The organism is Alteraurantiacibacter aquimixticola (assembly GCF_004965515.1).
GTDB classification, from domain to species: Bacteria; Pseudomonadota; Alphaproteobacteria; order Sphingomonadales; family Sphingomonadaceae; genus Alteraurantiacibacter; species Alteraurantiacibacter aquimixticola.
The window spans coordinates 894,453-916,991 of sequence record NZ_SSHH01000001.1 but is presented as its reverse complement, the minus strand read 5'-3'; the positions used below and the strand labels follow the sequence as shown (position 1 = coordinate 916,991).

Sequence of the window (22,539 nt, the reverse complement as noted above, 5' to 3'; positions counted from 1 at the left end):
GCGCATCAATATCGGCTCGTCGGGTATATAATCCCCATGCCTCGATAGCACTAGACTACTCTCTCCACTGAACCGTTCGCCGCTTGGCCGGAAGGCTTGATCGACCAGATGCTGTCGCGCCCTCCCTCGCGCGCGCGACGCGCGACCTTGCGCCAGGCGAGCCAGAATGCACCTGCGGCGGAGATCGCCATGATGTCGACCCAGACAATCTGCGCAGGATGGTCGCCTAGCGTCACCAGCGTAGCAAGTGGTATCAACAGCACAGCCGCGGCGGTCACTGGCAGCAATTCCATCGCTGCGCGAGGTGCTCCACGCATTAGTGCAAAGCCGGTGAAGGCGAGAAACACAGCGTAATAGATAGCGCTATGGATGGCCTCACTAGCATGCAGGCCCAGCGGCTTGGCTGCCGCCACCGTCACGGCAATCCCGGCAATGCAGCCCAGTGGGACACCAACCGTCAGCGCGCCGAGAACCTTTGTCGCGCGTGTCTGCTGCACGGCACCTCCACGCCGCTCTCGCTTACGGCGCGATTCAACCCAGAGCAGGTTGCCAGTGTAGAACAGGAATGCGCCTGCGATGCCGAGAAGGAAGTATGTCCAGCGAATTCCAGGGCCGCCAAAATTGCCGAAATGCAGCGCGAAAAAGCTTGTGACTGTCGCACCCCAACCGTCCTGCATGCCTGGCATATAGTCCAGTTCGGTCAGCTGGCCCGTGAAGGGATCAGCCTCCGCCATGCCGTATGTAGGCGCGCGTAGGCCATATCGCGGATCAGTCCCGGAAACGCGCACGACCTCTTCGCCTTCGGGGGACTGCATGAATGTGAGTGACCTCAAGGTGAAGCCGGGAGTCTGGTCATCTATTCGCTCGACCAGTTCAAGCACGGGCAAGCGATCCTGCCGTGCGGGCGGAGCTGCCGATGCTTCCATTGCGGGGCGACCGCTGTCCGGTTTGAACGCAAGGGTCTTTGCATCATAGAACTGATCGTGAAAGGCGAAGACAACGGCTGTCAGAGCCATAACAAGGTGAAAAGGCAGGCTCAGCAGCCCCAGGACATTATGCAGGTCCAGCCACATGCGTTTGGCATTCTTGCCCACGCGCAGCGCGAATAGGTCCTTTACCAGGCTTGGTAACAGCACGAAAATTCCAGATACGATGGCAATGGCATAGAGCAGCGCAATTGCGCCCATGATCGGCATTGATATCTCATGCTCGAACGGCAAGCCGACCTGCTGGTGTAATATGTCGACGAAATCCGCGACCGGCGAAGGGCCTTGCTCCACCACCTGCAGCGATCCGTCCTGCTCCAGCGCTGCATAGTAAGTCTGCAGCGCTGGATGCTCACCCTGCCCCCGGACAGTCCAAGTCAGCCGCGCAGGTTGCTCCGGTCCCGTGGCCAGGTGAATCTCGTAGCCTCGGCTTGCTTCCGGATGCTGCGCCAGAACTTTTTCCACCAGCTCATCCGTACGATCGAGAGGCGTAGGCCCGGCCAGTGCGGACGGAGGCGATGCCCAGCGCTGCAATGGCTCCTCAAACATGGTGATCGCGCCGGCAAAGAACGCAATAAACAGCGCTAGACCCGAGACGATCCCCACCCAACCGTGGATCTCCTTGTACATCTTGACGATGTCGGTGCGGATTTTCATGCCGATACTCCCATCGCAAACAGGGCCAGCCAGACCGCCAATGTGGCCCCACCCAGCCACAGCCACGCACGCACTCCGCTGCGAAAGAGAAAACAGAAGCTCAGGATTCCCGCCCAGATCGGACCCATTGCCCACATTGTGAACTGGGCTGGCAAGGAAAAGATATCGTCCCCGACATCGATCGATCGATAGAGGATTCCGGATATCCCGAGCGCTAATGCGAATCCCAGTATGAGGCCGGCGCTCGCCTTGCCGAACCAGTTCTTGCTGGTGAGCGGCTCGCTCATCGCTCTTCTCCTCGTTCGGCCGTGATCCATGCCGCGATGATTGGAAGCCCGGTCCAAATCAGCATGGTCAGGGTCATTGTGATGAAGAAGGACGTTGCCGGGCCAGACCATTGCAAAAGAGCGACAAGCCCCGCGAGAATCCCGCCCAACCCGCACCATTTCAACAGGGGCGAAGGCAGCTTGCGCTTTGTCACCTGCTGATTTGAAGAGGCAAGATATGTCGCAACGGAACCCGCCAGGACCAGGATTGAACCGATTATCAAAGTCACTTTCGACCTTCCTCCCCAAACGCGAGCGCAATCGCCTGTCCCATGGCGGCGAGCATCGTCGTCCCGTGATCATGGCCGGACAACAGGCTGACCTGGCTTGCGATGCCATGCTCTGCGAGCCGATCGCGAAGGCGTTCCGCCGCATCGCAGGCTTCCGTCCCTGCGCGACTGGTTTCGCCGTCGCCCAAGGCGATCAGGACTTCGCCTACCTTGCCCGACGGGCGGATCCTTGTGACAGGGACTTCATCGCCAAACCAAAGTGATGGACTGACTACCGCGAAGCGCGACCATGGGCCCTCGCCCTCCATGGCTTCCAGCGCGAGCACCGCGCCGAAGCTATGGCCGAGCAAGGTCTGTCTTGCATTGTCGATCGGCACATTGCGGGCAACCACTGGCACAATGGATTGCCGGACCAGCGCCAGAAAGGCTTGCGAGCCGCCTGTCATATGACCGTGGCCGGGCAGGCCTGCAGGAATCTCATATCCCTCCAGTCTTGGCGTGTAGTCGAAAATGCGGCGGGTCAGGGGACCGGAATCGATCCCGACGACAACTCCATGGTGAATGCCAGAGCGTTCGCCAGCACGCGCCAGGCGCCTTGCGGTGAGCGCAGCAATCGCAAAATTGTCCGCTCCGTCCAGAACCCAGAGGACGGGCCAGCCCTGTTCAGGCGCATCACCCTGGGGCCAGGCGATGGACACACTATATGCGTGCCCATCCTCTGCCTCGATTTTGTGGACCTCTGACCGCTCCAGTTGCCAGGCTTGTGCCTGCGCCGACGCGGGAGCCATCGCCATGGCCAGCAGCGCCAGGGCGACGAGATGCCTCACCATTTGTATTGCAGGCGAGCTGTCACCACCCGGCCCTGGCCATAATAGCACGAAGCCACGGTACCGCAGGTCACGACATATCGCTTGTTTGCGATGTTGCGAGCATTGATGGAAAGCGCCACGCCATCCATCGCCGGATTGGCCGCGCCGAAGTCGTAGCGCAGCAGCAAATCGAACAGCGTATAGTCGTCAATCGGGAACAGGTTGTTCGTATCACCGAAGCTCTCGCCAGTATAACGCACGCCAGCACCGAAACCGAGGCCGGCAAGAGGGCCGGACTCGATCCTCTGATCCACGAAAAGCGAGGCGAGGATTTCCGGCACCGCCTGCATCTTGTTGCCGACGATCGGATCGTTGGACTCGGTGATCTTGGCATCGAGGTGCGAGAAGGAGGCGATGAAAGTTGTCCCCGAAGCGAGGGACGCACGTCCTTCGATTTCCACTCCGCGAACCCTGGCTTCGCCCGCCTGGACCTGGCAGACGCGGCGGCCGCACAAGGTTCCGTTCGGGTCGGATGTCGCCACGTTCTGCTGGGTTATTTCGAACACGCCGGCAGTCAGGTAGATGTTCCGACCGCTTTGATAGCGAATGCCCGCTTCGAACTGTTCACCCGTCGTGGGTACGAAAAGGATCCCATCCAGCGTCTGTGAAGGATCGACTACCTGAGGCAGGAAGCTTTCCGAGTAGCTGACGTAAGGTGCCAGCCCGTTATCGAACAGGTAAACGGCACCAGCCCGCCAGGTGAAATCCTTTGCCTCCGTCGCAAAGCTCGCATCGGTCAGCAGATTGACACTCTCGTCATTGGCCCAGTCGTAACGGCCGCCGATCGTCAGGCGCAGGCCACCCAGACCGATCTGGTCCTGCAGATAGAGGCCTGTCTGCTCGCTCTTGGCACTGCCGTAGATCTGCGGGGTGAGGTTATCGAGATAATCGTCGGAACCGCGCGGTACGGGATTGAAGATGTCCCACAGCGGCAGAACCTGCCCGCCAGGTGCCCCTGGCTGGTTCACCAAGTCACGCAGATGCTCCCATTCCGTATCGAAATAGTCGATGCCAGCCAAAACTGTGTGTGAGAGGGCGCCCGTTTTGAACCGGCCTTCCAGCTGGGTGTCCACCGCAAAACCATCGCTCTCACCATCACCCTGGACCGCACGACGGCCGATCGTCTGTCCATCGATGCATTCGCTTCCGAATGAAGTCGCAGAGCAATCGGTGATTGTGTCGCCAGAGAGGACCGTAACGCGGAACAGCGTATCGACATGCGTGTACCGCATATTGTTGCGCAGGGTCAGTGCATCGCTGAAGTTATGCTCGAAAAGCGAAGCGATGAGGAACTGGTTGCGATCGAAGCGGTTCCAGTCCGGCTCGCCAATATTCGCATCATTAGCGATGAACCGGCCATTCGTCGGCTGATAAGAGCCGGTCGAAGGCAGGAACTGGAATGTCGAACCGCCTTCATCGCGCTGGTACTGCGCAAGCAGCGTCCACTGCGTGTCCGTTCCAGGCGACCAGGTGACGCTGGGCGAGACGTAATAGCGGCTATTGTCGACATCATCGACCTGTGTCCCTCCGGAATGAGCGAGCCCGACGATCCGCCCGGAGACCGTCCCGCTATCATTGAGCGACCCGGCAATGTCACCGGCAATCCGGCCAGACCAATTGCCCAAGTCGGTATATGACTGGCCCTGCACGAGGATCTCGCCTTGCGTGAAAGGGGTAGGCCGCTTGGAGACGATATTGACCATGCCACCCGGAGCTGCCTGACCGTACAGGACGCTGGACGGTCCCTTCAGGACTTCGATCTGTTCGAGGCCGAAAGGATCGAAGCCGAACCGGGTCCACTGTCCGCCTGTGGGCAGGCGCAAACCATCCACGAAGTTGTTGTTGGACGAGAAGCCGCCCGCGCCAAAGCCGCGCACCGAAACCTCGTCCGTGCGACTATCGATGCCGGAAGGTTCAGCCTGCACGCCGGCCGAGTAGGACAGCGCATCGGCAATGGTTGAGGCTGCGCGAAGGTCCATTTCCTCTCGACTGATAATCGAGATGCTCTGCGGAGATTCGATGATCGGCGATTCCGTTTTCGTCGTGGACACCGCAGCAGACAGGCCGGTGGCCGTCACGACGATTTCGTTCTCGTCTTCCTTCTGACCGGACGATGCGCTGCCCTGTGCCATCGCCGGCGTTGCGACGCTTGCGAGAAGCATTGCCACTATTGCGCGCCTGATTGCCATTTGTGTCGAACTCCCTGTTTCTGGTTGTGCCTCGCGCTCGCTGGCGTGCCGGCGAATGCGCGCGTTAGGCACGACCTCAATAGATGTCAATGCGACTCATTTGCATTAGCAATAAAGTTGCAGCCGTAACCGCGCGCTGTAAGCTAGACGGCAGAGTGGTCGGCCTTTTGGGTCAAGATTGCCCTCTTGGGCCTCGATTGAGCGCAGAAGTGCCCCTTGCACTGCCCGACCGCCAAGTCTGCAATTGCATATCCCTCTGCCAAACATGGACATTCCGGCCTGTCGATCAATCGGTATCCGAGTGACGTCCGCTTTCAGGCTCGTCAAAGAGGTCGCCGAATAACCGAAATAGGAGCGCAAAGCTGCCCAACGGCTCGGGGCGAGACCTACCAACAATCCCAAGATGAGCGCCAAGGGCCGATCTCCTCGGCGGAAGGCAATGTCCCGGCTTCAACTCTCGACCCATAGCGCGTCGACAAGGCCAAGCCCCACAAAGGGAGGTATCACAAGGGCGTTTCATCCCATGGGTCCGAAAAGCACGCCCTGGGAGCAGCCTCCAGAGGCCTAGATGAGAATAGTTCGCAAAATAAAATAGGGAGAGATTGGCAGAATTTCGCCAAAAACTGCGTTCAAAAGTGGCAAGACTCTTTTATCTGACAACAACTTGTTGCCACGCAAAAAAGACATTCCATTTCCGCACGCATTTCTGCGGCTCTCAGCCTCCCCTGTGACAATATAGTTTTTCCATTTTGGCTCCCTTGCGCCAGCCAAAAGGAGGCCATCGCCTTTCTTCCGATCAACTTGTAACAATAAAGTTATTCCGTTTTCACACCTAAGAATCCGCAGAATTTCGCCAATTTCGGCCTGACCCTTTGGTAGAAAGAGGGGATCGCCCATCTTATTTCAAAGTCCAGCGAAGGGATGCCCTACTGCAGCAACAGCTCACGTTCCTCGGTGGAGCTATTCCGGCAATGCACTCAAAACCCGGTCAGGCGTCATAGGAAACTCGAATAGGCGCGCTCCACAGGCATCGTAGATCGCATTGGCAATTGCCCCTGCCCCGCCGCACATGCCAAGTTCGCCGATGCCCTTGGCCTGGATCGGGCTTGCGGCCGGATCCCGTTCTTCGACCATGATGACCTCGACATCGGGAATGTCGCGGTGGACGGGCACATGGTATTCGGCGAGGTCGCAGTTCACCAGGTGGCCGTCGACCGGATCGAACAGCAGGGACTCGGTCAGCGCGGCGCCAATGCTCCATGTAATGCCGCCAAGACATTGCGAGCGTGCCGTCTTCTCGTTCAGCACGCGGCCGAACCCGAACGCTCCCAGCATCCTGTCGACTCTCGTCTCGCCGGTGAAACGGTTGACGCGCACCTGTGCGAAGAATGCACCGAACCCCGCCGCAGTATAGTCGTCCTCGATTTCGCCCGGTTCGTAATGCCCCTCCTCGCAAAGATCCTCCCCATCAAGCAGGTCGGTGAGACGGAGGTCGTTACCGGCAGTTCCGTCTTTCAGGACGAGATCGTCGGCAGCGATCCCGACCTTCCCGGCCAATCTCTCGCGAAGCCTGTTGCAGGCGACGAATACCGCCGATCCAACCGAGGCGGCTCCCCAGCTGCCGCCCGATCCGGAGCCGCGCGGCAAGCGGGTGTCGCCGAGTTCGACCAAGACCTTCTCCACCGGCAGCCCGAGCATTTCCCCCGCGATCTGCCCGAGGATGGAATAAGTCCCGGTACCGATATCCGTCATGTCCGTTTCGACCAGCGCCGTGCCGTCCGCTTTCAGCGTGACTCGAGCCTTGGCCTCTTCGATATTATGCACCCGCGCGGCGCTTGCCATGCCGGTCCCGATCCACCACTCGCCCTCGCGACGCTGGCGCGGTTTGCGAGGACCACTGTCCCATCCAAAAGCCTCGGCGCCCTGTTTCAGGCACTCGGCGAGTTTGTGGGAGGAAAACGGCAGGCCTTCGCTGGGATGTTTGTCCGGAATGTTGCGCAGGCGAAGTTCGACGGGGTCGATCCCCGCCTTCTCGGCGAGGACATCCATCGCCGCCTCGAGCGCGGGCATGCCGACGGCCTCGCCCGGCGCCCGGACAGAACCGGCAGTCATGCGGTGTATGCGCGCAACCTCCAGCTGGAGCAGGCGGTTTTCCGCCGCGTAGAGGAACTCGCTCGACTGCAGCACGGGTTCGGCAAAATCCTCTCCCGGCAGGTTGGAGACGCGCGCTTCATGCCCGAAGCCGATCAGCTTGCCATCCCCATCGGCTGCCAAGCGCAGGCGCTGTTTGGTCTCTGACCGTCGCATGATGCATTGGAACACCTGCTGGCGGCTCATCACCACCCGCACCGGGCGACCCAATTCCATCGCTGCCACGCAAGCGGCAACCGTTTCCTCGCTGATGCCGAGCTTCGACCCGAAGCCGCCGCCGACATAGCGGGAGATCAGCCTGATATCCTCTTCCTTCACATCGAGTGCATCCGCAAGTTCGATGATATTGTGGTTGAGCATCTGCAGCGAAGCATGGACGGTCAGGCGCTTGCCATCCCATTCTGCGATCGCGGCGTGAGGCTCCATCGCAGCCGATGCATGACCTTCAGTCCGATAGGTGAGGTCAACGCTGTGGGCCGCGCTTGTCATTGCGTGGGCCAGGTCGCCCTGCCTCGTTCCGTCATCTTGCGGCTCGGGGTCGGTCTGCACGGGATCGAGCGGAATGTCCGACAGATCATCGGCGCGATAATCCACCTTCAGCTGCTTTGCCGCATCGCGCGCTTCTTCAAAGCTTTCCGCAACTACGAGCGCGATCGGCTGCCCGAAATAGCCCACCTTGCGGGCCGGTTGCTCGGGAGCTTCATCTGCCCCGCCCTGCGCTGCCCTTGCGGTCAGTCGTTCGTCATCGATCACCGCCACGACGCCGGGCATGGTCAGCACGGATTGGGCATCGATGTCGGCGACCTCGCCCCTGACAATCGTCGCGGTGACGAGCACGCCTTCAAGGCAGTTCTCGACCGCATGGTCGGCCGTGTATGGCGCGGTTCCAGAAACCTTGGCCGGACCGTCGGGGCGCGATAGCGGCTTGCCGATCACTCCCTGCCGCATCTTGTCGAGCAGATTCCTCGTATCCGGCTTATCCTGTTTGAGATGGGCGGTCATGGTTCCACTCCCGTCGCCTGGGCGAGGACAGCGGCAAGCGTGCGCCGCGCCAGCGGTATCTTGAAATCGTTCTCGCCGTAGCCCTGCGCGCCTTCGAGCAGGATATCGGCCGCCTTGTCGAACAGAGCCGCATCCGGCTCCTGCCCCACCAGGAGCTCCGAAATGCGCGGATCATGCCATGGCTTGTGCGCCAGCCCCCCAAAGGCCAGGTCGGCACGTGCGATGCGTTCGCCATCCATCGCTACTACCGCCGCCACCGAGACCAGCGCGAACGCATAGGACGAACGCTCGCGAACCTTGCGCTAGATTTGGGTCCCGCCGACCGGAGCGGGGAGCGTCACTGCCGTGATGATCTCGCCATCCTCCAGCACATTGTCGCGCCATGGGGTATCGCCCGGAAGGCGATGGAATTCGCGGACGGGTACTGTCCGGCTCGCTCCCTCAGCGTTCGCGATCTCTACTTTCGCGTCGAGTGCGGCCATGGCCACGGCCATGTCGCCGGGATAGGTCGCGATACATTGTGGGCTGGTTCCCAGCACGGCATGCAGGCGTGCGATGCCGTCGATCGCGCCGCAGCCGGAACCCGGCTCGCGCTTGTTGCAGGGATGGTCGATATTGGTGAAGTAATAGCACCGTGTCCGCTGGCAGAGGTTTCCGCCGGTGGTTGCCTTGTTGCGCAACTGCTGCGTCGCACCGGCAAGGATGGCCCGCGACAGTACCGGGTAATCCGCCCGCACCCGCTGGTGGACAGCGGTCGCCGTGTTGGTGGCAAGCGCGCCGATGCGCAGGCCGCTATCATCCGTGTCCTCGATCCGGCCCATGCCGAGAGGATTGATGTCGACCAGGTTCGCGGGCGTCTCAACCTGCAGCTTCATCAGGTCGAGGAGATTGGTGCCCCCTGCGATCGCCATCGCCTCCTGCGCCTCAGAAAGCTGCGCGGCATGTTCCAGCCTGTCGGCGCGCGTATATTCGAACGGCCTCATGACAGCTCCTCCTCCGCCACTTCGCCGATGGCGGCGAGAATGTTGGCATAGGCGCCGCAGCGGCAGAGATTGCCGCTCATCCGTTCGCGGATTTCCTCAGACGTAGCGCCAATGGGCCCCTCAAGCTCCTCGCTCGCATCGCTGGGCCATCCGGCCCTGATCTCCGCCATCATCGCGGTCGCCGAGCATATCTGCCCCGGCGTGCAGAAGCCGCACTGATAGCCGTCATGTTCGACGAAGGCTTTTTGCAGGGTGGAGGGGCTTCCCAGCGAGCCCAGCCCCTCGATCGTAGTGATGCTGTCACCATCATGCATGACCGCCAGCGTCAGACAGCTGTTGATGCGCATTCCGTTGACCAGCACGGTGCAGGCGCCGCATTGCCCGTGATCGCATCCTTTCTTCGTGCCGGTGAGGCGAAGATCGTCGCGCAGATAGTCCAGCAGAGTGGTCCGCGGGTCGCCCGACAGATCGTGTTCTTGTCCGTTGATCGTGATTGCCATGGGAACTCCTGTTCCCTGCATGAATGCCGGACCGGCCGATTTGGTTTCCAAAGCATCTTCCAGTCAAAGTGGATGCTGGAGGGAGCAGGTCCTTTTGCGATCAATCACCCCACAATGAATCGCAAGAAGGAGATAGACCTGTTAGGAACAGGGCCGAGCAGATGGTCGAACACTGAAAAATCACTATATTTTTCCGTGTTTTGGGTTTGCGCTCCGGATCACAAACAATAAAATGCGGACATGACGGTTTTTTGGATTCTGCAAGTCATCGGTCAAACAGTGTGAACGTGCGAGGCCGCCTGCGTCGAGAGACTTCGATATCTCATCGGGAGGTCGAAGAGGCTTTCGATCTGCTTGATCTCACTGAGCGTTCGGGCATGGCCCATACGCTGGCCGCGCATCGGAATGCCATTGGCCGGCTGCTGCCTAGCCTCGTCAGCCACCCGCTGTTCTCGCACGAGATCCAGCGGCTACAGGAACTCGCCGAAAAGTCTCGCGCAGTTCTTGGCGTGTCGGAGGATGAGGCCGAGGTAGAGATCGCATCTCCTGTCCATCCTCTGGCTGCAGCTTATGTCATTCTCGGTTCTCGGCTCGGGGCCGAAATACTTCGCAAAAGGCTGAAGGCGGCACCGACGGATTGGGACTCGGGAGCAGAAGCCTATTTCAACGACGGAGGGTCGCAGCAGCACTGGAAAGTTCTCCAGCAAATGCTCGGCGACATCGATTGTGAGCGGGAAGCGAACGAGATCGTTGAAGGCGCGCAGGCCGCTTTCGGCGTTTTCCTTGAAGAGGCGAACATCGCGGCACGACACGGAGGGGTTTCCGCAACGTTATGAATGTTGACTTGTCCAATTGCGACCGCGAGCCGATCCATCTCCTCGGCCATGTCCAGAGTTTCGGATGCCTCCTCGCGGTGTCGTCCGACTGGATAGTCCTGCACGCCTCACGCAATGTGGAAGACCATCTTGGGCTCCCGGCCGAACAGCTGATCGGCCAGCCCTTGCGCGACAGGATCGCCCCCGACGGGTTGCACGCCATTCGCGGCCGGCTGCAGACGCTCTACACGGACGATGCGATCGAGCGCCTCTATGGGCTTGAGCTGATCGAAGGCGATGACCGCAAGTTCAATGTCGCCATTCACATTTCCGGAGCGGCGATCGTCCTCGAAGTAGAGCCAGCGTCCGACACGGAGCTGGAAAAGGATCACCTTTCGTCGGTTCGCGGGATGATCGAACGCCTAAATGCAGGGGGTGAGGTCGAGGAGATTTGCCACACGGCCACCCGTTTTCTGCGTGCCCTGTGCGGGTTCGATCGCGTGATGGTCTATCGCTTCGGCCCGGACGATACCGGCGAGGTCATCGCGGAAGCTGCGGCGCACCACGTCGATTCCTTCCTGGGTCTTCGTTACCCGGCAACCGACATCCCCCGTCAGGCGCGAGAGCTCTACAAGCGGTCGCTCATTCGCATTATCAGCGATGTCGATGACGAGGTCTCCCCGATAATTCCCGAGACGAATTCGGAGAAAGTCCCGCTCGACCTGTCGCTCAGCACCTTGCGCGCGGTTTCCCCGATCCACCTCGAATACTTGAGAAACATGGGCGTGAAGGCTTCGATGTCGATCAGCATCCTCCACCAGGGACGTTTGTGGGGCCTGTTCGCCTGCCATCACTATGAGCCGCGCGTTCTCGATTACAGCATTCGCTCGGCGTGCGACCTGTTCGGACAGATGTTCAGCTTCGTACTGGGCCAGGCTGAATCAGAGCGTGGGAGGAAGGACGCGGAAGTGGCCCGCGATCTTCATGACCGGCTGATGCGCCAATTGGCAGAGGATTCGAATATCTCGCGGGATTTCGGCCTGGTGGTCGAGGGGCTGTCCGAACTCATCCCGTTCGATGGTGCCGCCGGGTGGATCAACGGCAACTTCCAGTCGATCGGTGTGGCGCCCACCAAGGAGGAGTTCCTCCAGCTGGTAAAGTTCCTCAACACCACCGCCACCAGCCGGGTCTTCGCCACCGATAGCCTTCACAAGGTCTTCCCGCCTGCCGAGGATTACATCGAGCGGGGCGCGGGCCTGCTGGCCCTGCCCGTTTCCCGCACGCCGCGCGACTATATCGTGCTGTTCCGCCGGGAGGTCGCCAAGACGGTGAAGTGGGCGGGAAATCCCGAAAAGCCGGTGGAACTTGGCCCCAACGGTGTCCGGCTTACCCCGCGCAAGAGCTTCGAAGCGTGGAAGGAAACGGTGAGCGGCCATTGCGCCGAATGGACCGCCAGCGAATTGCAGGTCGCGGACGCAATCCGCGTTACGCTCCTCGAAGTCGTGCTGCGCATGTCGGATGCGGCGAATACCGACCGCACGCGGGCGCAGGAACGGCAGGAACTGCTCATCGCGGAACTCAACCACCGCGTGCGCAACATTCTCAACCTAATTCGGGGGCTGGTCGACCAGAGTCGTTCCGAGACGACATCGGTTGCCGATTTCACAAAGACCGTAAGCGATCGCATTCATGCCCTCGCCCGTGCGCATGACCAGATCACGAAAGAGTCCTGGGCCGCGTCCTCCCTTCGCGAACTCGTGAAGACCGAGGTCGAGGCCTATCTTGCCGACAAGGGTGAGCGGGTTCACTTCAACGGCATCGAGGCGATCATCAAGCCCGAGGCGTTTTCGACCCTGGCGTTGGTGATTCATGAGCTCACGACCAATTCGGCGAAGTATGGCGCACTCAGCGACAGTAGCGGAACCGTTGCGATCACCTTGTCCCGGGAGGCGGACGATGCGCTGACCATCCTTTGGGAAGAACGCAATGGACCACCGGTGAAGCCGCCTCTTCGGCGCGGTTTCGGATCGACGGTGATCGATCGGTCCATACCCTTCGAACTGGGCGGGCAGGCGGAGGTGAACTATCCGCTCACCGGCCTGACTGCGCGCTTCGTCATCCCTTCTCGCCATATCGAGAGGTTCGAGTATATCGAAGGCGGGAAGATCACCCCGGACGCAGCTCCTACCGTCTCCGCAAGTGAGCCGCGGATCGCTGGCAAGGCCCTGCTTGTAGAGGACAACATGATCATCGCCCTCGACGGTGAGAAGCTGCTTCGCGAACTGGGCGCATCGGAAGTCGTCGTCGCATCGAATGTGGACGAGGGCCTGCGCCTCATCGATGAGGTGGCACCGGATTTCGCAGTGCTCGACCTCAACCTGGGCACTCAGAACAGCCTGCCTGTTGCGGAGCGCCTGAAAAGTCTTGGCACGCCCTTCGCCTTTGCGACCGGCTATGGCGATGCCTCGGCCTTGCTCACGGACTTTCCCGACACGCCCGTGGTAACCAAGCCATATGCGAAGGCGAGCCTTTTGACGGCCATTCGAAGTTTTTTTTAAAGGGGCTTTTTCCAGCGCAAATCGAACCAGCCTGAGGGGTCTTGCCCACGGGGAAAACTATCCCGAAAAGAAGGCTCGTGAAACCGCGCAAGCTTCCATCGCACTTTTCGGTCCACTGATCAGCTCCGCCGAAACCTAAGCGCCACTGCCGCATTCCAGCCTCATGGTTAAGGAGATTGCACAGTGACCAAGAACTTCGAACTGTCCGACGGCGGAGCCAACCACCAGAAACCCACACGCGATGACGACGTGATGACCACGGCACAGGGAGTGCCGATGGCCGATGACCAGAACTGGCTGAAGGCAGGGGCACGCGGCCCGAGCCTCCTGGAAGATCATATCGCGCGCGAGAAGATCTTCCATTTCGACCACGAACGCATTCCCGAACGCGTGGTCCATGCACGCGGATATGGCGTGCATGGCCATTTCGAACTGACGCGGGCGATCCCCGAATATTCGAGCGCAGCCATCTTTAACGAGGAAGGTGTGAAGACGCCCACCTTCACCCGTTTCTCGACCGTAGCAGGCAATAAGGGTTCTCCCGACCTGGCACGCGACGTGCGCGGCTTCGCGACGAAGTTTTACACCAAGGAAGGCAATTGGGACCTCGTCGGAAACAACATCCCGGTCTTCTTCATCCAGGATGCGATCAAGTTTCCCGACCTGATCCATGCCGCCAAGCCCGCGCCCGATCGCGGCTTCCCGCAGGCGCAGACCGCCCATGACAATTTCTGGGACTTCGTCTCGCTGACCCCAGAATCGATGAACATGATCATGTGGATCATGTCGGACCGCACCATTCCGCGCTCCTTCCGCTTCATGGAAGGCTTCGGCGTCCACACCTTCCGCCTCGTCAACGAAAAGGGAGAGGCGCATTTCGTGAAGTTCCACTGGAAGCCAAAGCTGGGCGTGCAGTCGGTGGTCTGGAACGAGGCGTTGAAGATCAACGGCGCCGACCCGGACTTCCATCGCCGCGACATGTGGGATGCGATCGAGATGGGCGACTATCCCCAATGGGACCTCGGCATCCAGGTTTTCGACGAGAAGTTCGCCGACGAGTTCGAATTCGACGTGCTCGATGCGACCAAGATCGTGCCAGAGGAGCAGGTACCGGTGGAGATTATCGGCACGCTCACCCTCGATGCCAATGTCGACAATTTCTTTGCCGAGACCGAACAGGTCGCCTTCTGCACGCAGAACATCGTGCCGGGCATCGATTTCACCGAGGACCCGCTACTGCAGGGCCGCAACTTCTCCTATCTCGATACGCAGCTGAAGCGGCTCGGCAGTCCCAACTTCACCCATATCCCGATCAATGCGCCCAAATGTCCAGTGCGGCATTTCCAGCAGGACGGACACATGGCGATGTCCAATCCCAAGGGCCGTGCGAATTACGAGCCCAATAGCTGGGACGGTCCGATGGACGACAATCGCGAGCCTCGCGGTCCGCGTGCCTGCCCGATGCGCGGCTTTACCAGCTACGAAGCGCCAGTCGAAAGTCCGAAGATCCGCGTGCGCAGCGAGACCTTCGCCGACCATTACAGCCAGGCGCGGCAGTTCTACATCTCGCAAACGCCGGTCGAACAGACGCATATGGCCAATGCGCTGACTTTCGAACTGAGCAAGGTTGAGCGGATGGATATTCGCGAGCGCATGATCGGCCATCTTCGCCATATCGACGACGATCTCGCCAAGGAGGTCGCTGACGGGATCGGCCTCGAAAAGCTGCCGGAAAAGGTGCCGGTGGCGCGCAAGCCGATCACCGACCTGCCGGAAAGCCCGGCCCTGTCGATCCTCAAGAACAGCCCGAAAAGCTTCAAGGGCCGCAAGCTCGGCATCTACATCGCCGAGGGAGGAGATGCGAAGATTGTGCGTGCGCTGATCAAGGCGGCGAAGGACGAAGGGTCCGTCACCGAGATCATCGCCCCGCATGTCGCCGGCGCTAAACTGTCCGATGGCAAGATGCTCGAAGCCGACGAGAAGATCGATGGTGGCCCCTCGGTCGTCTATGATGCCGTGGCAATCGTCATGGGCGAGGATGCGGCGAAGAACTTCGCCAAGGACAAGCCGAGCATCGACTTCGTCAACGACGCCTTCGCCCATGCCAAATTCATCGCCTACGTGCCCGAAGTCATGCCCTTGCTCGAAGGCGCAGGCGTCGCTGACCGGATGGATGACGGGTTCGTCAATGTCTCCGGCGGCGGCGACGCGGCGCAAGGCTTCATCAAGACCTGCAGGAAGCTGCGCCACTGGGACCGGGAAGCAGTGAAGAAGGACTAAGGTCCAACTGCGGCCTTCCCTGCGCGACAGCGCGTAAAATCTGGAATCGGGGCAAGGTGCAATGCGCGCCTTGCCCCTTTTCAAATCCGCCCGCTCGTCTTCGCGGCGGAAACAATCATGCCCCTCCGGCTTTTTCTTCCTGAAGGAGCGAGAAGAATGGCAGCGCGCGCATATTGGCAGGGACAGATCAGGCTGGCACTGGTGAGCATCCCTGTCGAAATCTATTCGGCGACCAAGTCGGGCGCCCGGATCAGCTTCAACCAGATCCATGAACCGAGCGGAAAACGCATCTCCTACGAGAAGGTCGTTCCCGGCATAGGACCGGTCGACCGCGACGACATCATCAAGGGCTAAGAAATATCGAAGGGCAATTACGTCCTGCTCGAGAACAAGGAGATCGAGGCAGTCAAAATCGAGAGCAAGCGCACGCTGGAACTCGTCCAGTTCGTCGATACCTGCGAGATCGATCCGCTCTATTTCGAAAAGCCTTCTTACGTCGCTCCGCAAGACGAGCTGGCGGATGAAGCGTTTGTCGTGCTGCGCGAGGCGTTGCGCCGGTCGAAAAAGGTGGCGCTTGGCGAGCTTTCGGTTCGCGGGGTGGAAAAGCTGGTCGCGATCAAGCCCTGCGGCAAAGGACTACTGCTCGAAACACTCCGCTATGCGGACGAGGTTCGCAAAGGCCAGTTCTTCTTCGCCGATATCGACGACGCCAAGCCGAAGAAGGAGTTACTCGATCTCGCCACCACACTGATCAAGCAGCGCAGCGCACTCTTCGATGCCGCAGAATTCGAGGATCGCTATGTCGAAGCGCTGAAAAAGCTGATCGACGAGAAAGCCAAATCGAAGAGCAAGAAGGCGATCATCGAGGAAGTTGCTGCATGACTGAGATTAGAGCGCAAAGCTGCCCAACGGCTCGGGGCGAGACCTACCAACAATCCTAAGATGAGCGCCAACGGCTGATCTCCTCGGCGGAAGGCAATGTCTCACCTTCAACACTCCACCCATAGCGCGTCGACAAGGCCGAGCCCCACAAAGGGAGGTATCACAAGGGCGTTTCATCCCATGGGTCCGAAAAGCACGCCCTGGGAGCAGCCTCCAGAGGCCTAGATGAGAATCGCTCGCAAAATAAAATAGGAAGAGATTGGCAGAATTCTGCGAAAAACTGCCTTTAGAAGTGGAAAATCTTTATTTGCCTTAACCACGAAAGTGGAAAGACTTTTTTGTAAATGGAAAAACTCTTTTGTCTTCCTACACTTGTTGTCAGACAAAAAAGATATTCCATTTTCGCACGCATTTCTGCGGCTCTCAGCCTACCCTGTGACAAAATAGTTTTTCCATTTTGGCTCCCTTGCGCGGGGTAAAAGGAGAACATCATCACTTGGACGCTTAGCTTGCGACAATAAAGATATTCCGTTTTGAGACCTGAGAATCCGCAAAATCTCGCCATTCTATTCGCGTAGGGCCGGAAGGCGCAATCATATCCGCTTCACCTCGATCCCGTATTTGCGGATCGCATAGCCGATCTGGCGCGGCGTGAGGTTGAGCAGGCGCGCGGCTTTCGCCTGCACCCAGCCCGTCCGCTCCAGCGCATCGACCAGTTCGCGCTTGCCGATCTTGGTATTGCCCTGCCCCTCCTCCGTGGCAGGGGCCGCCTCGTCGCCCGCCCGGCGCGTGAGCAGATCGCGCTCTGCCTGCTGCACTTCGGGTTCGGCCATGGGCTGGAAGACGGGCAATGGCGCCGAAATCGAACTGTTCCAGAGCTTGGCGGAAAGACATTCATTGTGCTGGCAGGCCAAATCGTTGTCGCTGATCCGCGCATCCAGCGCCATGGTCGCGGTCCGCCGGATGCAGTTCTCCAGCTCGCGCACATTGCCGGGGAAATTGCATTGTTCGAGGATGGTGAGCGCTGAATCCGCAAGTTCGTGCGTCGTATCGTTCTCCTGGTCGAAACGGCGCAGGAACTCGAAGGCCAGTTCGGCAATATCCTCGCGCCGGTTCCTCAGCGGCGGAAGCTGGATCGAAACCACGTTGATCCGGTAATAGAGGTCCGCACGGAACTCGCCTTGCTTGACTGCTTCTTCCAGATTGCGATTGGTGGCGCAGACAAGGCGCACATCGACCTTGATCGTCCTGGTGCCGCCCACCCGCTCGAACTCGCCTTCCTGCAATACGCGCAGCAGCTTGGCCTGGAAGGCGGGCGAGATGTCGCCGATCTCGTCGAGGAACAGCGTCCCGCCATCGGCCATTTCGAAGCGGCCCTTGCGCTGGTTCACAGCGCCGGTGAAAGCACCCTTTTCATGGCCGAACAGTTCGGATTCCAGCACGGATTCCGGCAGGGCCGCGCAATTCAGCTTCACGAAGGGCTGCTTGCGGCGCTGGGAATTGTCATGCAGCGCGTGGGCGAACAGTTCCTTGCCCGTGCCGGATTCCCCGCGCAGCAGGACGGTCGACTTGCTCCGCGCGGCAAGGCGGATTTGCTGGAGAGCGCTGTTCAGCGCCGGGCTGGAGCCGACAATGCCGCGGGTCTTGCCGCCGCTGTCCCGCTCCGCGCTTTCGGAGATGACCTTTTCGAGCAGCCGCTGCCGGTCGAGCAGCCGCTCCCGGTCGCGTCTGACAAGCTCCATCAAGGCAATGGTCTGGCCGATCAGGTTGGCGACCATGGTGAGGAAGCGCACATCCTCGTCGGCTGCGTGGTAGGTGGTGCTTTCGTCCCAGTCCTGTTCGATGGTGAGCGCGCCGGCAACGCGCTTGTCCACCTTGATCGGCACCCCGATGAAGGAACGACGCACATCGGGCGAAGGCGCCTCCTGGCCGTGCCAGCCATCGAACAGGGGGCTGTTGTCCATATTGTGCACGACCACCGGCATTTCGGTGGCGATGATCTGGCAAACCGCCTGTTCGGGGACCTGCCCGCTCCATTCCTGCGCCAGTTCCTCGCTCCAGCCGATGCCCACGACATTGGCGGGATTGCCGTGCTCATCCACCAGCATGATCAGTCCATGGTTCATGTCGAGGAAGCTGGACAGCAGCGTCAGCACATTGCCCAGAGTGACTTCGAGCCGTCCCGAAGGCACGGCGAGGATCTTCGATATCTCGTAGACACCGCGCAGGGCGATGTCGGCTCTGGTGTGGCTTTTTCGAGAAGCGGTTCCGTTCACGGCCAGTCCCGACCGTCCCGGACCTTGGGTGCTCGCGATAACCGGCATGGACGTAACCTTCCTGCCGTCAGCGCATCACGCCTCCTTGCGCCCGCCGGATCTGTTGCCCGCTGGGCAAGACAATTCAGGAATACGTTTATGGTCTCAAATCCGTCTTAAATACACAAGGGAAAAGGCGGAAGTACTTCGCCAGGGAAGATCATCGCCCATCCGTTCTTGCGAAGATCGGGGAAGCGTTTGGCAATCAACCGAATTTATACAGGACACCGAACCCGCCGCGGGGATAGTTCCACTCGATTTCGCCCGTACCCTTGGTCACAATCCGGCAGGTGCCGCACTCCAGACAGCCATCGGCGGCCAGTTCGACCTGGCCCGATTCGGCCACGGAGTAGCAACCGGCGGGACACAAATGGATCATCGCCAGCAGCCCGGCCGAGGGGACCTCGTGCGGTTTCACGCGGATATGCGGCCGGCCAGCATCGACCAGGTAGCGGTTCTGGTAGAGCTTTTCCTCCACCTTCGCGGTCTGGATTGTCGTCATCTCGTTCATCGCCATGCCCTCGCCAGCTTGAATGCATCGCCCAGCATTCCCCTGAGCGTGCGGGTTTCGCGGAAGTTCTTCATGATCGCCTTTTCCTTGCTCTTCTTGTCCACACCGTCGACGCGGAACCAGGTCTGCATCGCCTGGCTGATGAGCTGCGGATAGGTGCCGAAGAAATTGCCCTTGTTTCCATGCAGAAGGGCCGGGATGCCCTTGTATTTCTTGAGGTCCTTCATCACGAAAGTATCCTCCAGCCGGGCAAGGTAGCGCTTGAGGTTGGCCTCGCTCATCTCCTCCCGCTTGCGGTGGAGTTCGATGACCGTTTCGGCCGCCAGCCGGCCCGTCGTCATCGCCAGGTTCGATCCCTCGCGGTGGACCGCGTTCACGAATTGCCCGGCATCGCCGACCACCAGCCAGCCATCGCCATGCAGCTTGGGAATGGCGTTATATCCGCCTTCCGGGATCAGGTGCGCCGCATATTCCTTGCACTCGCTGCCTTCCAGCAACGGCCTGATCGAGGGGTGCTTCTTGAACGCATCCAGCAGTTCGTAGGGCGTGACCTCGCTTTCGGTCATGTCGGAGACGATGCAGCCGATCCCGACTGATATGCTCTCCTCGTTGGTGTAGAGGAAGCCGGTACCGGTCATGCCCTTGGTGATCGTGCCCATCGCCTCGATCACCACGCCTTCATTACCTTTCAGGTTGAAGCGCGCCTCCACCACCTCGCGTGGCAGGAAATGCATCTCCTTTACCGCCAGCGCCACGCTGTCTGGCGAGACTTCCTCGCGCAGGCCTGAGCGCTGGCCGACAAGGCCGTTCACGCCTTCTGCCAGCACCACGATATCGGCCATGATCGGCGCGCCCTGCCGGTCCGTCTGCACGCCGATCACCTTGCCCTTGAGGTCGCGGACCAGTTCGGTGACGGTGGTTTCGCACAAGAGCAGCGCGCCTGCCTCGCGCACCTTGGCGCTGAACCACTTGTCGAACTGCGCGCGCAGGATGGTGTAGCGGTTCGGCTTGTCCTCGTTGAAGTCGTCCGACCGGTAATGCATGCCGGTGTGCGAGCGATCGTCCATCGTCCACATGCGTTGTTCGATCACATGGCGTTCCAGCGGCGCGTCCTCGCGGAAATCGGGGATGATCTGCTCCAGCGCATCGGCATAGAGGATGGCTCCCTGCACGTTTTTGGAGCCGGAATATTCCCCGCGCTCTATCTGCAGCACGTTCAGGCCTTCGCGCGCCATGACCAGCGCCGCGGCATTGCCCGAAGGCCCTGCCCCCACAACGATCGCATCGAACTTTTCATCGATCATGACTGGTCCTCCTCAACTGGCGAGCCGGTTGATGCGCAGCCGCGCAGAAAAGGCCTGCGTCAGCGCCGGCAGCAGGGTGACGGCATCGGCGACGATGCCGAGATGGGCGAATTCGAAGATCGGGGCCTTCGGATCGGTATTGATCGCAACGATCATGTCCGCCCCTTCCACGCCGACGCGATGCTGGATCGCACCCGAAATCCCGGCAGCGATGTAGAGCTTGGGCCGGATGGTCTTGCCGGTCTGGCCGATCTGCCGGTCGGCGGTGATCCAGCCTTTCTGGACCAGCGGGCGCGAGCCGCCATATTCGGCGCCCATCACCTCAGCCAGCCGCTTCACCAGCTGGAAGTTTTCCTCCGAACCCAGACCGAGCCCACCCGCGACCACGATATCGGCATAAGGCAGGTTGGCCTTGTCACTGTCCCGGTCGGCGATGAAATCGAGCACCTTGGTGACGATATCGTCCTCGACGATCTGCGGATCGAATTCGACGATCCTTCCCGTCCGCCCCGGATCGCGTTCGGGCATGGGCATCACGCGCGGGCGCACCGTCGCCATTTGCGGGCGGAAGTTGAGCGTGAAGATCGTGCATAGCAGCGATCCGCCGAAAGTCGGCCGGGTCGCGGCAAGCGATCCCTCCTCATCGATCTCCAGCTCGGTACTGTCGGCGGTCAGCCCGGTCTTGAGCGTGGTGGCGACAGAGCCCGCCAGGTCGCGCCCGAGATTGGTCGCGCCCAGCAGCAGGATTTCCGGCTTGTAGGTGTTGACGAGGTCGGTCAGCACATTGGTCGCGGTTTCGTTGCGGTAATGGACCAGTGCCGGATCGCAGGCGAGGTAGACGCAGTCCGCGCCGAATTCGAAGCACTCCTTCGCCGCTTCCTCCAGCCTGGCGCGATCATCGCCCATGACCACCGCGGCCAGTTCAACCCCGCGCTTGTCCGCCAGCTTGCGGCCTTCGCCGAGCAATTCGAAAGAGACGGAGTGGATCTGGCCATGCTCGATCTCCACCGCCACCCAGACATGCTTGTAGGCCTTGAAGTGTTCGGGCAGCTCCTTCCTGGTATTCGCGCGCCCACCCCCTTGCGGCGTTGCCGGCTTCTTGTCCTCTGCCATTGCTGCCTCCTTCAGAAGTGGTGCGCCGCCTGGTCGAAAAGGTCCTTTTCGACATCAGGGGAGCGCGCGAAAATCGCATCGATCAGGGCATTGGCCCGTGCTTCGGGATTGCCTTCATTGTCGACGAGCTGGACCTCGTCTGTCCGGCCACCGGGCGCGAAGACCTTCTTCACGATGGTGGGAGAGCCGCGCAGCCCGCATTGGGTCAGGTCCTCGATCCCGACGGCCTCCGCATTCCAGGTCACGACTTCGGCCCGCGCCGCCTTCAGCGCGTTCTCCACCGAGCCGCGTCGCATTTCATTGGTCGCCTCGAGCATGGTGATGAGGACCGGGAAGCGGCTTTGCAGCACCTGCACCCCGCCCTCCGCGCGCCGCTCGACAGTGATCGTCCTGTTCACAAGGTCCGTCTCGACGATCTTCGAGACATAGGTCAGCTGGTTGCGGTCGAGCCGCTTGGCGATGCCCGGGCCGACCTGCGCCGTATCCCCGTCAATGGTCTGCTTGCCGGTGAAGATGATGGCGGGATCGCCGAATTCCGCGCCGATCTTCTTCAGCGCCATCGACAGTGCAAAGCTGGTCGCCAGCGTGTCGGACCCGGCAAAATAGCGATCGGTCAGCAGCACCGCACGGTCAGCGCCGAAGGTCAGCGCCTTGCGCAGCGATTCCACCGCCGTCGGCGGCCCCATGGTCAGCACGGTCACCTCACCGCCGAACTTGTCGCGCAGCCGCAGCGCTTCCTCCAGCGCGAACAGGTCATAGGGATTGATGATCGTCGGCACGCCCTGGCGCATGATCGTATTGGTCACCGGATGGACGCGGATCTGCGCGCTGTCGGGGACCTGTTTGATGCAGACGACGATATGCATGG

At 60.5% G+C, this 22,539-nt stretch carries 16 protein-coding genes and 2 pseudogenes; 4 read left to right on the top strand and 14 right to left on the bottom strand.

Annotated elements, in window-relative coordinates:
* Positions 1-50: 50 nt before the first annotated feature.
* The 9 genes and pseudogenes from E5222_RS04210 to E5222_RS04170 form a co-directional block, all read right to left on the bottom strand.
* Complete coding sequence (locus E5222_RS04210) at positions 51-1,643, bottom strand: PepSY-associated TM helix domain-containing protein (protein ID WP_136692447.1); 1,593 nt, start codon at positions 1,641-1,643, stop codon at positions 51-53.
* Entirely contained in the window at positions 1,640-1,930 is a 291-nt protein-coding gene (locus E5222_RS04205) for a hypothetical protein (RefSeq protein WP_136692446.1), read from the bottom strand. Before E5222_RS04205 ends, E5222_RS04210 begins: the two co-directional genes overlap by 4 nt.
* The gene (locus tag E5222_RS04200) at positions 1,927-2,199 is read right to left on the bottom strand and encodes a hypothetical protein (protein WP_136692445.1); all 273 of its coding nucleotides are present in this window, start codon (positions 2,197-2,199) and stop codon (positions 1,927-1,929) included. Before E5222_RS04200 ends, E5222_RS04205 begins: the two co-directional genes overlap by 4 nt.
* Positions 2,196-3,026: an alpha/beta hydrolase gene (locus E5222_RS04195; RefSeq protein WP_169053472.1), complete on the bottom strand. Its 831-nt coding sequence runs from the start codon at positions 3,024-3,026 to the stop codon at positions 2,196-2,198. Before E5222_RS04195 ends, E5222_RS04200 begins: the two co-directional genes overlap by 4 nt.
* A complete protein-coding gene (locus E5222_RS04190; protein WP_136692921.1) occupies positions 3,023-5,230 on the bottom strand; it encodes a TonB-dependent siderophore receptor in 2,208 nt (735 codons plus the stop codon). The genes E5222_RS04195 and E5222_RS04190 overlap by 4 nt, the downstream gene beginning before the upstream one ends.
* 591 nt (positions 5,231-5,821) lie before the next feature.
* Positions 5,822-6,154 carry a hypothetical protein gene (locus E5222_RS04185; RefSeq protein ID WP_136692443.1) on the bottom strand — a complete coding sequence of 111 codons (333 nt, stop codon included), beginning with the start codon at positions 6,152-6,154 and terminating at the stop codon, positions 5,822-5,824.
* Positions 6,155-6,217: 63 nt separating this feature from the next.
* Positions 6,218-8,410 carry a xanthine dehydrogenase family protein molybdopterin-binding subunit gene (locus tag E5222_RS04180; protein ID WP_136692442.1) on the bottom strand — a complete coding sequence of 731 codons (2,193 nt, stop codon included), beginning with the start codon at positions 8,408-8,410 and terminating at the stop codon, positions 6,218-6,220.
* A pseudogene (locus E5222_RS04175) lies at positions 8,407-9,393 on the bottom strand (FAD binding domain-containing protein). Before E5222_RS04175 ends, E5222_RS04180 begins: the two are co-directional and overlap by 4 nt.
* Positions 9,390-9,893, bottom strand: coding sequence for a 2Fe-2S iron-sulfur cluster-binding protein (locus E5222_RS04170; protein WP_136692441.1), 504 nt, complete (start codon positions 9,891-9,893; stop codon positions 9,390-9,392). Before E5222_RS04170 ends, E5222_RS04175 begins: the two are co-directional and overlap by 4 nt.
* 377 nt (positions 9,894-10,270) lie before the next feature.
* On the opposite strand from E5222_RS04170, the gene E5222_RS04165 reads away from it, so the two are divergent.
* From E5222_RS04165 to ku, 4 genes and pseudogenes are all read left to right on the top strand, one after another.
* Entirely contained in the window at positions 10,271-10,729 is a 459-nt protein-coding gene (locus E5222_RS04165) for a heme oxygenase-like domain-containing protein (protein WP_136692440.1), read from the top strand.
* Positions 10,726-13,266 carry an HWE histidine kinase domain-containing protein gene (locus E5222_RS04160; RefSeq protein WP_136692439.1) on the top strand — a complete coding sequence of 847 codons (2,541 nt, stop codon included), beginning with the start codon at positions 10,726-10,728 and terminating at the stop codon, positions 13,264-13,266. Before E5222_RS04165 ends, E5222_RS04160 begins: the two co-directional genes overlap by 4 nt.
* A 183-nt stretch (positions 13,267-13,449) precedes the next feature.
* On the top strand, positions 13,450-15,546 hold the full coding sequence (locus E5222_RS04155) for a catalase (RefSeq protein WP_246021535.1): 2,097 nt from the start codon (positions 13,450-13,452) through the stop codon (positions 15,544-15,546).
* 156 nt (positions 15,547-15,702) lie between these two features.
* A pseudogene (gene ku, locus E5222_RS04150) lies at positions 15,703-16,419 on the top strand (non-homologous end joining protein Ku); the annotation flags it as partial.
* 602 nt (positions 16,420-17,021) lie between these two features.
* On the opposite strand, the gene nifA reads toward ku, so the two are convergent.
* The 5 genes from nifA to E5222_RS04125 form a co-directional block, all read right to left on the bottom strand.
* The gene (gene nifA, locus E5222_RS04145) at positions 17,022-18,752 is read right to left on the bottom strand and encodes a nif-specific transcriptional activator NifA (RefSeq protein WP_136692438.1); all 1,731 of its coding nucleotides are present in this window, start codon (positions 18,750-18,752) and stop codon (positions 17,022-17,024) included.
* A gap of 196 nt (positions 18,753-18,948) precedes the next feature.
* Positions 18,949-19,254 (bottom strand): ferredoxin family protein, encoded by a 306-nt coding sequence (locus E5222_RS04140; RefSeq protein WP_136692437.1) that lies wholly within the window; start codon positions 19,252-19,254, stop codon positions 18,949-18,951.
* Positions 19,251-20,558 (bottom strand): FAD-dependent oxidoreductase, encoded by a 1,308-nt coding sequence (locus E5222_RS04135; RefSeq protein WP_136692436.1) that lies wholly within the window; start codon positions 20,556-20,558, stop codon positions 19,251-19,253. The genes E5222_RS04140 and E5222_RS04135 overlap by 4 nt, the downstream gene beginning before the upstream one ends.
* Positions 20,559-20,570: 12 nt before the next feature.
* The gene (locus tag E5222_RS04130) at positions 20,571-21,671 is read right to left on the bottom strand and encodes an electron transfer flavoprotein subunit alpha/FixB family protein (RefSeq protein ID WP_136692435.1); all 1,101 of its coding nucleotides are present in this window, start codon (positions 21,669-21,671) and stop codon (positions 20,571-20,573) included.
* A gap of 11 nt (positions 21,672-21,682) precedes the next feature.
* Positions 21,683-22,537 (bottom strand): electron transfer flavoprotein subunit beta/FixA family protein, encoded by an 855-nt coding sequence (locus E5222_RS04125; RefSeq protein WP_136692434.1) that lies wholly within the window; start codon positions 22,535-22,537, stop codon positions 21,683-21,685.
* Positions 22,538-22,539 lie beyond the last annotated feature (2 nt).